This is a genomic window from Janibacter endophyticus, assembly GCF_016888335.1.
GTDB lineage: Bacteria > Actinomycetota > Actinomycetes > Actinomycetales > Dermatophilaceae > Marihabitans > Marihabitans endophyticum.
Map to the genome: position 1 here is coordinate 2579910 of NZ_JAFEJG010000004.1, position 10925 is coordinate 2590834.

Consider the following 10925-nt stretch of genomic DNA (forward strand, 5'->3'; position numbering starts at 1 on the left):
TCTCGCGTGTGCGATGTCACGACCTGCCCGGGGCAGAAAGAACATCACCGAAATTACACGCGTGTCATACGTGATTAGTCAAGCCGGAAGCGCTATGCGGCGACGCCCCCCCCCCGTTGCCCTCCCCGAGGGTGTATGGGGAGGCTGCGCGAGACTATGCCCATGCGCCTGACGGTCCTTGCCCCCTCGACCCGCTCCGCCCCCTTCGTCGCCGACCTGCTCGCCCGTGCGGCAGGACCGGCCGAGGTCGTCGTCGCCACGGGTGAGGACCTCACGGCTCTCGACCTGCGGCAGTGGCCGGTGGCCGACGCCGTCCTCGACGCGCTGGCAGGTCGCCCCACGCCCCGCGGTCGCGAGGTCCAGGACCAGCTCGGGAGGCTCGGCGTGCCCGGCTGGCCGGTCCTGCACGACGAGGACCTCGCGACGCACCTCGCCCGCAGCGCGTGGCTGGCTCGGGGCGCAAGCCCCAGCGAGGTTCTCGGACGTCTCGCAGCGGCCCGCGGGCTGCCCGCCGGCGTGACCCTGCGCCCGGTCACCGACCTCCCTGTCGAGACCCATGTGGTCCTCGACCTGCCGGACGGCGAGGCCCCGCAGTCGGCGGTCCATGTCCGCCAGTGGCGCGAGCAGCTCGAGGGTGCTCCGCTGCCCAGCCGGGTCGTCGTCGCCGGGCTCGACCGGGCCGTCGCCGCCCCCGGGGTCCTCGACGCCATCCGGTCGGCGGAGGTCGTCGTCGTGGCTCCCGCCGACCCGGTCCTCGAGACAGGCGCGCTCCTCGGCGTGGCCGGAGTGAGCGACGCGCTCCGAGGCACCGACGCGTCGGTGGTCGTCGTCGACCCCATGACGGGCGAAGGGGGCGCGCCCGGGCTCGCCGTGGCCGGCCTGCCGGAGAGCGGGCCGGGCGCCGCCACGGTCTTCCGCGACATGGCGGACGTCTGGGTCACCGGCCCCGCCGCCGGTCCGGACGAGCGGTACCCCGCCTCGCTGCGGGTGGTCCGCTCCCCCGGCACCACCCCGGCCGAGCTCGCGGCAGCCGTCCTCGGGGCGGTCTGAGGCTCATCCCTCGCCCCCGGCGCGCAGGAGGGGCGCGAAGGGGGTGGTGCCGCCGGCTCAGAAGCGGCGCGGCAGGTGGGTCGGCAGGGTCCGGCGGGGACCTCTCCGGGGCACCGCCGGGCCCGTCCCCACGACGATGACGCACGCGCGGTGGCGGTGGCCGGCGTAGGGCTCGAGCAGGCGGGCGAGGTCGTCGTCGTCACCGATCTCGCCGGTGAGTGCGTACGTGACGTCGCGGGCGAGGTGGTAGTCGCCGAAGCTCACGGCGTCGGCGTCCCCGAGAGCCCGGTGGGCGACCTCGGCGGCGGTCCAGCGCCCGACGCCCGGGAGGGCCAGCAGGCGGCGCCGCGCCTCGCCGCGCGGGAGGTCGGCGCACTCTTCGAGCCGGCCGGCGACGCGCGCCGCGGACACGACGACCCGGCTGCGCGACTGCTCGACCCCCGACTCCAGCCACGCCCACGACGGGATCGCGGCCCACCCCTTCGCCGTCGGCGGGCAGACCATCCCACGCTCGCCCGCCGGCCCGGGCGCCGGGGTCCCGAAGCGGCGGACGAGCCGGCGGTAGGACGCGAAGGCCTCGCGGCCGGTGACCCGCTGCTCGATGACGGCGCAGACGAGGGCCTGCAGGACGAGCCGCGACGCGGGTGCCCGCCAGGTCGACCACGAGGGCCAGCTGCGGGCCACGAGGTCGTGGTGCGGGACGAAGCCCGTGGGGTCGTCGCGGCCCCCGAGCAGGTCGGGCAGCGCCTCGAGGAACCACGCGGCACCCGGCCCCCACGCCGTGGCCTCGACGTCGGCGCCGGGGCGCAGCCTCGCGCTCACCGGACCGTCGGCCGTGGTCCAGGCCAGCCACCAGGCCTCGCCCTCCCGTTGCGACGTGGGGTCGCCGGCGCCGCGGTGGAAGGGGGCGAGCACCCGGTCGAGACGGACCGGGGCGTCGAGACCCGGCGGCTGGTGCCGTCGGGTGCGCTCCATGCTCAGCGCTTGCGGAAGGTCAGCAGGATGAAGGTGTAGTCGAGGTCGACCCGGGTCCAGTGGACGGGCCGCTCGGGGTGGGCCAGCGCCGCGTCGTCGAGCTCGCCGACGAGCTCGAGCCCGTGCCGCTCGGCCAGTGCGACGAGGTCACGGATCTCCGCGGGAGAGAAGATGTGCACCTGCGCGCCGTAGATGTGCTTGCCCGTCGTGTCGGGCGGGCTCTGGTCGTAGTCGGTGGACACGACGAGCACGCCGCCCGGGCGCAGCACGCGGGCCGACTCGGCGACGAACCCCTCGATCGGCACGCCGTGCTCGATGACGGACATGCAGGTGATCGCGTCGAGCGCGCCGTCGTCGAGGCCGGTCGCGGTGACGTCGCCGTAGCGGAAGGTCACGCCGTCGCGGCGCACGACGTCGCCGAACTCGAGGTTGATCCCGATGAGCGACTCGGGGCGCGCGCCGAAGCCGTAGAGCCGCAGCCACGGCAGGACGGACGAGTAGCGGGCCGAGCCGGCGTCCATGACCCGGGCCGAGCGGGTGCCGTCGTCGACGAGGTCGAGGATCGCGCCGACGGCGCCGAGCGCGTCCCAGTTCTTCGGCAGGTCGCGGTGCAGCGGCAGCCGCAGGCTCCGGGCCTCGGCGGTGGCCCGCTCCCAGGTCGCCTTGTCCTTGAGGACCGCGGTGGGCGGCACCGACACCGGGGCGGGGCGTCCGCCGCCGAGTCCCGTGCGGGCCTCGACCCGGCGCTGGCCGGCGACGCGGCCCCACAGGGCGTGCTCGGCACCGCGCTTGGCGATCGCGAGGAGGCGCCCTCCGGGGGGCGCGGCCACCTGGCCGGCCGGCCCCGCCGTCGAGGACGAAGGGGGGAGCGCCGCGGGCTCGGAGGGAGTGGGGTCAGACATGAGGCTCAACCTTACGGTCCGGCAGGAGGTGGTGGGTGCGCGCCCAGAGCCAGCCGATGCCGGCCCAGGCCACGTCGGCGATGACGCTGTAGAAGCGTGCCACGACGACGACGGCGGTCGCGGCGGCGAGCGGCATGGACGTCGCGAGGAGGAGGACGAGGACCCCGTCACGGACCCCGACCCCGGCGGGGACGACGAAGGAGAACATGCCGATCCCGGCGGCGAGCAGGTACCCGCAGATGCTCACCACCGCGAGGTGACGGGCATCGGCTCCCTCGCGCGCCAGTGAGGTCGCCATGACCCAGATCGAGGCGCCACCGGCGAGCCAGGACAGCGTGAACCACATCGTCGACAGCGCGACGGCCGGCGTGGAGAGATCGTGCTCGAGGGGCTCGCGGCGCAGCAGACGGAAGAGGGTGGCGATCGCCCGGTTGAGCACCGGCGGCCAGAGCCCGACGAGCAGACCCCCGATGACGAGGGCGAGGAACCACCAGGGCAGCTGCGCCTCGCCCCGGGTCACGAGGGCGGGCAGCGCCGGCAGCCCCGCGACCATGCCGCACAGCGCCGAGAGGGCGATCGTGATGAGCCCGACGACGGCGGTGCGACGGCGGGGCACGCCGAGGGTGCGGGCCATGTCGGCCTGCGCGACCACGGACCACACCGAGCCGGGGAGGTACTTGCCGAGCTGACCGACGAAGAAGACCCCGGAGGCCGGGGCGAGGTGGAGCCGCGACCCGAGGTCCGTGAGGAGCACCCGCCAACCGAGCATGGAGAGCACCGGAGAGACGAGGGCGAGGAGGAGACCCAGCGCGAGGGAGCCGGGCCCGATGCGCCGGAAGGACACGGACACGTCGGACCAGTTGCGCACCAGCGCGTAGCCCACCGCGGCGAGCACGAGGACGAGGAACCCGATCCGGACGGCGTCGACGACACGCTTGCGGGTCGAGGGGGGCGCGGTCGCAGGTCTGGGCGCGGACGTCGTCATCGCCGCCGCAGGGTCAGCCGGACGACGGCGAAGGCGTCGGCGGGGTCGCGCCCCTCGGACGCCGCGGCGACGTCGGCGGCGCGACGCAGCCGCGCGGTGATGTCACCGTCGAGGTCACCGACGAGCGAGAGGCCGGCGTTGTCGGCGCGCGCGAGGACCCCGCGCAGGTCGGCCGGGCTCACCGCCCCGTCGCCCGAGCCGCCGACGGCGAGGCTGACGATGAGCAGGCCCTTGGCCCGCAGCGCCCAGGCCGCGTGGGTCATGAGCTCGTCGATGTCCTCGCCGGTCGCGCCGCCGGGGTGCAGCGCGGTCATGACGTCGAGGCTGGCGGTGTCGACGTCGATGATGTCGATCGGTGAGCGACCGCCGGAGAGCTCGATCTCGACGGGTGCGTAGCCGAGGCTGCGGGCCCACCGGGCGAAGGGGGATCCCGGCCCGGAGAAGTCGAGGACGGTGGCCCTGCGGGCGGCGTCGTCGCCGAGGGAGACGAGGGCGCCGAGCGCGGCCCATCCGGCGGTCCGGTCGGCGCGTCCGGGCAGCCCGAGGGTCCGGGCGAGGTCGCGCGCCGCGGTCGCCTCGTCGTCGATGCCGAGGACGTCGGTCGGTCGGACCCAGCCCGGGAGGTCGCCGGCGGCGAGGTCGACACGGGGCTCGGTGCGACGCACCACCGAGCGGGCGAGGTCGCGGGCCGCGCCGAGGGTGGCGGCGACGCGCCCCGGGGCCGGCTCGGCGGGGCCGGCGTCGGCGTCGTCGTCGGGGATGGCGACGGCGCCGTGGGCGGCGACGGCCTCGAGGGTGCCGACGTAGCGGGCCCACGGCCCCGCGAGGTCGGGTGGCCGGACACCGGCCTGGAGCTGGGCGACCTCGGCCGGGTCGGCGAGGTGCTCGAGCGCGGCGACGATGGCGTCCTCGTCGCCGGGGGGCACGAGGAGGCCGTCGACCCCGTCGCGCACCTGCTCGCCGAAGGTGCCCACCCGCGAGGCCAGGACGGGCAGGCCGTGCTGGTGCGCGAGGAGGACGTTCTGCGACGCGGTGGCGCTGCGGTAGGTCAGGGCGAGGACGTCGTGCTGGGCGAGGAGGGGCGCGATCCGCTCGGAGGGGACGTAGCCTCCGTGGATGTCGACCCGGCCGGCGAGCCGGCTGTCCTTGGCGAGCTCGCGGATGGTCGTGCCGGCCTCGCCCCACATCTCCCCCGCGACGGTGAGGGTGACGTCGGGGACCCGGGTCATGGCGCGCATGAGGATGTCGATGCCCTTGTAGCCACGGACGAGCCCGAGGGCGAGGATCCGGGCGGGGCCGTCGTGCTCGGGGCGCTCGACGGGCTCCCCCCCGGGCAGGTGCGGCGGCAGCTCGGAGACGACGACGTGCGGGGCGTCGTGCTCGCGGGCCAGCCGGGCCTGGTCGGCGGAGTGGACGACGACGGCGTCGGCCCGGCGGAACATCGAGCGCATGAGCGTGGAGTCGCCGGGGTGAGGCTCGTGCGGGAGGACGTTGTGGCAGATGACGACGCTGCGCGGGCCCCGCCCGGTGCTCGAGGTGCGCCCGGCGCCGGCGGCGCGCAGGAGCAGCAGGTGCAGCGGCACCACCGGGGGGATGACGTGGACGACGACGATGACGTCGACGTCACGCAGCGCGCGCCCGGCCCGCACGAGGGTGTCCGGCCGCGCCCACGACAACGTCCGCTCGGTGCGGGCGAAGGGCTCGACGTCGGGCTCTCCCCCGGCGGGGACGGACTGCTCACCCGGGTAGAGGAAGCTCGGGTAGAGGTGCCTCCACGAGACGAGCCGGACGTCGTGACCGGCCGCGCTCAGCTCGTGCGCGAGCGTCGTCGTGTGGCTGGCGACGCCCCCCTTGTACGGGTGGGTCGGACCGACGACGGCCACCCGCAGCCCGGTGTCTCCGAGGAGACCGGCCGCGGGGTCCGGCTGCGCGTGAGCCATGCCGGCTAGACCGCGTCGCGGGACCGGACGAGGAGGTCGGCCATGAGTGCGAGCGAGCCGATGAGGATGCCGCTCACGAGCAGCAGGATCGTGCCGGCCGGCACGTAGAAGGGGTGGCGCACCATGTCGACGACGAACTTCACCGTCCCGATGAGCACGAGCCAGAGCGCCGGCGGCATGAGCACCCGCAGCGGGTCGAAGTACATGACCATCCGGAGCACCTGGAGGATGTAGCGGTAGGCGTCCTTGAAGAACTTGAACTTCGAGGTGCCGGCCCGCTTGAAGTACTGGGTCTCGACGTACCGGATGTCGTGCTGGTTCATGAGGAAGGCCAGCGTGATCGTCGTGACGCAGGAGAAGCCGGGGGGCAGCAGCCGGAGGTAGGGCAGGGCGACGGAGCGGCGGAAGGCGCGCAGCCCGGAGTTGAGGTCGGGGATGCGCTGCCTGCTCAGCCACTCGGCGATCTTGCGGATGACCCACTTCGCGGGGACGCGCGCCCACTTGTGGGTGCCCTCCTCGGTGGTCCGGGCCCCGACGACCTGGTCGTAGGTCGGGTCGTCGAGCAGCACCTGGACGAGCTCGGGGATCCGCTCGTTCTCGTAGGTCATGTCGGCATCGGTCCACACGACGAGCTCGCCGCGGGCCTGCTGGGTGCCGATCCGGCGGGCGGTGCCGGAGCCGCCGTTGCGGCGGAAGGCGAGGATGCGGATCGCCGGGTAGTCCTGCGCGGCGTTGCTCAGCACCTCGAGGGTGTTGTCCGTCGAGGCGTCGTCGATGCACAGCAGCTCGTAGGAGAACCCGCTCGCGTCCATGACCCGGCTGATCCGCTCGATCTCGAGCATGACGTGCTCGCCCTCGTTGAAGCAGGGCAGGACGATCGTCACGAGCGGGTCGTCGGCGCCCCGCTGCACCGGCTCGCCGACCCCGACGTGCTCGATGACCGGGTTGCGGCGCCCCGGGTGACCGGCGACGGCGGGGGTCACGACGTGCTCGCCGTCGGGTCGGGCGGTGCCGTCCGGCGGGGGGACGACCACGGTGGGGTCGGACATCGGCTGGTCGCTCGGCGTCTCGACGCCCTCGGTGTGCTCGCTCATCTCGCTTGCGAGGGTATCGCCCGTGGCATGAAGGCACCGCATCGCCGCGGCGCCGAGGCGAGGGGCCGGTCAGCGCAGGAGCCTTGGCTCGTGCGAGGGGGCGGTCAGCAGGAGCCTTGGCTCTTGCGAGGGGGCGGCCAGCAGCAGCCTTGGCTCGTGCGAGGGGATGGTCAGCGCAGGAGCCTTGGCTCGTGCGAGGGGATGGTCAGCGCACCGTGCCGAGCCAGACCTGGACGGGCAGCGCGGTGGTGCCGTCGGGCCGCTCGGTGAGGATCCGCATGTCCTCCTCGAGGGTGACGTCGACGGCGAGGTCGGGCTCGGGGTAGCCGAGGTCGGTCATCGTCTCGGCCCCTCGGGAGGCGACGAGGACGAGCTGCCCCCCGCGCTCCCGGACGCGGGTGTCGAGGGCGGTGACAGCCTCCGCGAGCGCTCGCGGGTCGTCGCGGAGCAGGCCCTGGGTGGCCAGCGCCGCCACGTCGCAGTGGCCGCGGCTCGGCTGGACCCATTGGTTGACCGCCCAGTCGTCGAGGGCGAGGACGACGGTGCCGCCACGCTCGTGGACCGCGTCGCAGTAGGTGTCGACGGCGGCGAGCTGCCCCTGCTCGATCCGCTCGGAGCGGTGCGGCCAGGTGGCCGAGGCGACCCCGGCGACGGTGACAGCGAGGACCGCGACCGCCGCGACCGGGGCGGCGAGGTCGACGACTCGCCGGCCGGTCCGCGCACGCACCAGCCACGCTGCCGCGGCGACGACGAGGAGCAGGACGAGCGGGAGGACGACGAGCAGACGCCGGTCGGCCCACGGGTGGTCCGGTGTGATGCCCGGACGCCACAGGGTGAGCAGGCTCGACCCGGTCGCGACGAGGAGCGGCCCGGTCCACGACGGCACGGTGACCTCCTCCCCCTTCGCCCAGACATGACCCAGCCGACGCGCGAGGACCGCCAGCGCGAGCAGCGCGACGACGAGCGGCAGGACGCCCACCCACCAGGAGAGCCACTCGACCGAGTGCTCCGCGTAGGTGCGTCCCCCGTCGATGGGCAGCCCCTGCGCGGCCTGCATGCGGGCCACGTACATCGCCCCCGGGTCCTTGGGGTCCTGCCGGACGGTCATGAAGAGGGGACGCAGGGCGAGGACCACGCCGACGACGACGACGAGCGCGGGCAGGGCCGTCGGGAGTGCCCGCGTCAGCCCTGCCGGGAGGGACCACCCGGCCGCGGAACGGCGCAGCAGGGCCCAGCAGGCCAGGCCCATGAGCACGACGAGACCGAGGAGCGGGACGAGCGAGCCCCCGATGTCGCCGAGGTAGCGCCAGCTCATCACCCCCGCCACGGCGAAGCCGAGGAGGGTCGCGGCGACGGAGCCGGCGACCAACGACCGGGCCCATGTGCGCCCGCGGGCCAGCAGGAGCGCCGCGACCGGGACGAGCAGCATCGTCTCGCGCAGCGCATCGATGCGCACGATGCTCGTCCCGCCGACGAGCACGCCGGCGACGAGAGCGGTGCGGGCCGCCAGCGCGAGGTCGCCGCCACGCCGGGGAGCCCCATCGGCACCGCGTCGACGCCCCTCGCCCACCTCGGTCGCGAGCGCCAGCGCCAGCAGACCACCCGTGAGGGTGACCGCGGCCAACGGCTCGGAGTACGTGCTGCGCGAGGTGTGGAGCCACGGGAAGCAGGCCCCGACGAGGAGCACGGCGGGGGTCGCGAGCCAGGCGCCGACGCGCCCGCGCACGGTGGTCGCGACGAGCAGGCCCAGGCCGAGCAGCGCGGCACCGGCCAGCACCGCGGGCGCCCACATCGCCGCCTGCGCGCCGCCGAGCCGGTACGGCAGCGAGTAGGTGATCGCCGGGCCGGGCATGAACTGCGGCTGCACCGACGGCGCCTCCGACGACCCGATCCCGTAGAAGGCCGGGGACTCCAGGGTCAGGCCACGCACCTCGAGCGACTCCGGACCGCCGACGTCGGCTGGGTCGACGGGCACAGGCCGCCGCGATTCCTCCGACAGCTCGACGGTCGCCTGGAAGTAGCTCGCCGAGTCGCGGCGCGGCAGGACCTGCTCGCTGCGGGTCACGCCGGTCCACACGCTCACCGCGATGACGGCCAGGACGAGCAGCGCAGCCGGGGCCCGCCCGAGGGAGACGGCGGGCAGACCGCGCGTCGCCCGCACCGCGAGCGCCAGCGCGACGACGGCGACGACGATCGCCACGACGGGGGTCCAGGCACCGACGTAGGCGACGACCGCCCCGAGGAAACCGAGCGCGACGAGCCAGCCGGCCACGACGAGAACGACGCGGGTGAGGACTGCCGTCTCCGGGCGTGCTTCGGTCACGCGCGACACGGTATCCCGCCCCGACGGACGCCCCGGCGGTCGCCATGGCACGGTGGGGCCACCACCCCTTCGCCCCTCCTGGAGCCACCGTGCCGGACCCCACGCCCGCAGACCTCCTCGCCACCCTGCTCGCCGACGACCCCGCCCGCCCGCGGGTCACCTGCTACGACGACCTGCCCGGGCCGACCGCGGGCGAGCGGATCGAGCTCTCCGCCCGGGTGCTCGAGAAGTGGGTCGCCAAGGCCGGCAACGCGCTCCAGGAAGAGTGGGACATCGCGCCCGGCAGCCGCGTCGGCCTCCACGTCCTCCCCCACTGGCGGGCGCTGTGCTGGGCGCTCGCGACCTGGACCGTCGGGGCGACCCTGTCCCTCGACCCGGAGGACGACCTCGACGTCCTCGTCACCGACACCCTCCCGGCCCGGGACGCCGAGGTCGTCGTCTACCTCACCCGCGCCTCCCTCGCCCGCAGCGCGGACGCGACCCTGCCGGTGGGAGTCATCGACGAGGCGGCCGAGCTCGCGAGCTTCGGCGACCACCTCGACCCGTGGGACGCGGCCGCTCCCTCCGACGCCGCGCTCGTCGCCGAGGGCGCCACGCTGACCTACGGCGACCTCGTCACGGCAGCCCTGCGGCGCTGGCCCGACGTGCCTCACGGGGCGCGGGTCGATATCGCCCCGACGACGACCCTCGACCTCCTCCTCGCCGTCGTCGCCGCGTGGTCGGGGGCCGGCTCGGTCGTCCTGCACGTCGGCGGAGCCACCGACCCGGACGTCCGGTCCCGCCGTGCACACGACGAAGGGGTGGACCGCTCGCTGTGAGCGGCCCACCCCTTCGTCTGCGGGTCAGGCTGCGCGGGCCTGGATCTGACGCGCGAGGGCGTCCCACGTCACGGTCGTGACGATCCCCGTCTGGGTGAGGCTCGAGCGCTTCTGGAAGGCCCTCACGGCACCCTCCGTCTGCGATCCGTAGACCCCGTCCGCGGGGATGGCGAGCGCCCGCTGGAGCACGGTGACGGCCGCGCCACGCGAGCCCACACGCAGCACGGTCGACCGGTAGGCGAGGAAGGGGTTGGCCTTGGCCTCGAGGGCATCCCAGGTCTTGCCGTCGACGATCCCGGTGGCGCGCAGGCTGCTCCGCGTCTGGAAGGCCTTGACCGACCGCTCGGTCTGAGACCCGAAGACGCCGTCCACGGCGAGCCCGCCGAGGGCGCGCTGCAGCGCCTTGACCGCCTCGCCACGGGCACCCAGCGCGAGCACCGTGGACTTGTAGCGCGACAGCGCGGTCGTCGTGGTCGTGGTCGTCGTCCCGCTCGTGGTCGTCGTCCCCGTCTTCGTGTACGACAGACCCGCGAGCGCCCGCCACACGTTGCTCGTGACGATCCCGTCGACCTTGAGCGTCTTGGACTTCTGGTATGCCTTGACCGCCGACTCCGTCTGCGGACCGAAGACCCCGTCCGCGGTGACCTTCAACGCCTTCTGCAGCGCCGTCACCGCAGTGCCCCGCGAACCCACCTTCAGCGTCGTCGTGCCGTGCTGCGTGAACAGGTTCGACGTCGTCGTGGTCGTCGTCCCCGTCTTCGTGTACGACAGACCCGCGAGCGCCCGCCACACGTTGCTCGTGACGATCCCGTCGACCTTGAGCGTCTTGGACTTCTGG

General features: G+C 74.6%; 9 protein-coding genes. 2 read left to right on the top strand and 7 right to left on the bottom strand.

The genetic code is table 11. The features are described from left to right. Positions 1 to 162: 162 nt before the first annotated feature. Entirely contained in the window at positions 163 to 1050 is an 888-nt protein-coding gene (locus tag JNO54_RS12390; protein WP_204144168.1) for a 2-phospho-L-lactate transferase CofD family protein, read from the top strand. 57 nt (positions 1051 to 1107) lie between these two features. On the opposite strand, the gene JNO54_RS12395 is transcribed toward JNO54_RS12390, so the two are convergent. The 6 genes from JNO54_RS12395 to JNO54_RS12420 form a co-directional block, all read right to left on the bottom strand. Continuing rightward, positions 1108 to 2025, bottom strand: a complete 918-nt coding sequence (locus JNO54_RS12395) for a DNA-3-methyladenine glycosylase family protein (protein WP_204144169.1) — start codon at positions 2023 to 2025, stop codon at positions 1108 to 1110. 2 nt (positions 2026 to 2027) lie between these two features. Beyond that, the gene (locus JNO54_RS12400) at positions 2028 to 2927 is read right to left on the bottom strand and encodes a class I SAM-dependent methyltransferase (RefSeq protein WP_204144170.1); all 900 of its coding nucleotides are present in this window, start codon (positions 2925 to 2927) and stop codon (positions 2028 to 2030) included. Continuing rightward, entirely contained in the window at positions 2920 to 3912 is a 993-nt protein-coding gene (locus JNO54_RS12405; RefSeq protein WP_204144171.1) for a lysylphosphatidylglycerol synthase domain-containing protein, read from the bottom strand. The genes JNO54_RS12400 and JNO54_RS12405 overlap by 8 nt, the downstream gene beginning before the upstream one ends. Next, entirely contained in the window at positions 3909 to 5852 is a 1944-nt protein-coding gene (locus JNO54_RS12410) for a glycosyltransferase family 4 protein (protein WP_204144172.1), read from the bottom strand. Before JNO54_RS12410 ends, JNO54_RS12405 begins: the two co-directional genes overlap by 4 nt. 5 nt (positions 5853 to 5857) lie before the next feature. Continuing rightward, the gene (locus JNO54_RS12415; protein ID WP_233703241.1) at positions 5858 to 6946 is read right to left on the bottom strand and encodes a glycosyltransferase family 2 protein; all 1089 of its coding nucleotides are present in this window, start codon (positions 6944 to 6946) and stop codon (positions 5858 to 5860) included. A gap of 205 nt (positions 6947 to 7151) precedes the next feature. Further along, positions 7152 to 9269 carry a hypothetical protein gene (locus JNO54_RS12420; RefSeq protein ID WP_204144173.1) on the bottom strand — a complete coding sequence of 706 codons (2118 nt, stop codon included), beginning with the start codon at positions 9267 to 9269 and terminating at the stop codon, positions 7152 to 7154. An 89-nt stretch (positions 9270 to 9358) separates the two neighbouring features. Between JNO54_RS12420 and JNO54_RS12425 the strand changes: the two genes are divergently transcribed. Then, on the top strand, positions 9359 to 10087 hold the full coding sequence (locus JNO54_RS12425) for a TIGR03089 family protein (RefSeq protein ID WP_204144174.1): 729 nt from the start codon (positions 9359 to 9361) through the stop codon (positions 10085 to 10087). 24 nt (positions 10088 to 10111) lie between these two features. Here JNO54_RS12425 and JNO54_RS12430 read toward each other — a convergent pair. After that, positions 10112 to 10925 (bottom strand): peptidoglycan-binding domain-containing protein (locus JNO54_RS12430; protein ID WP_204144175.1); only part of this gene is annotated, 814 nt, incomplete at its 5' end.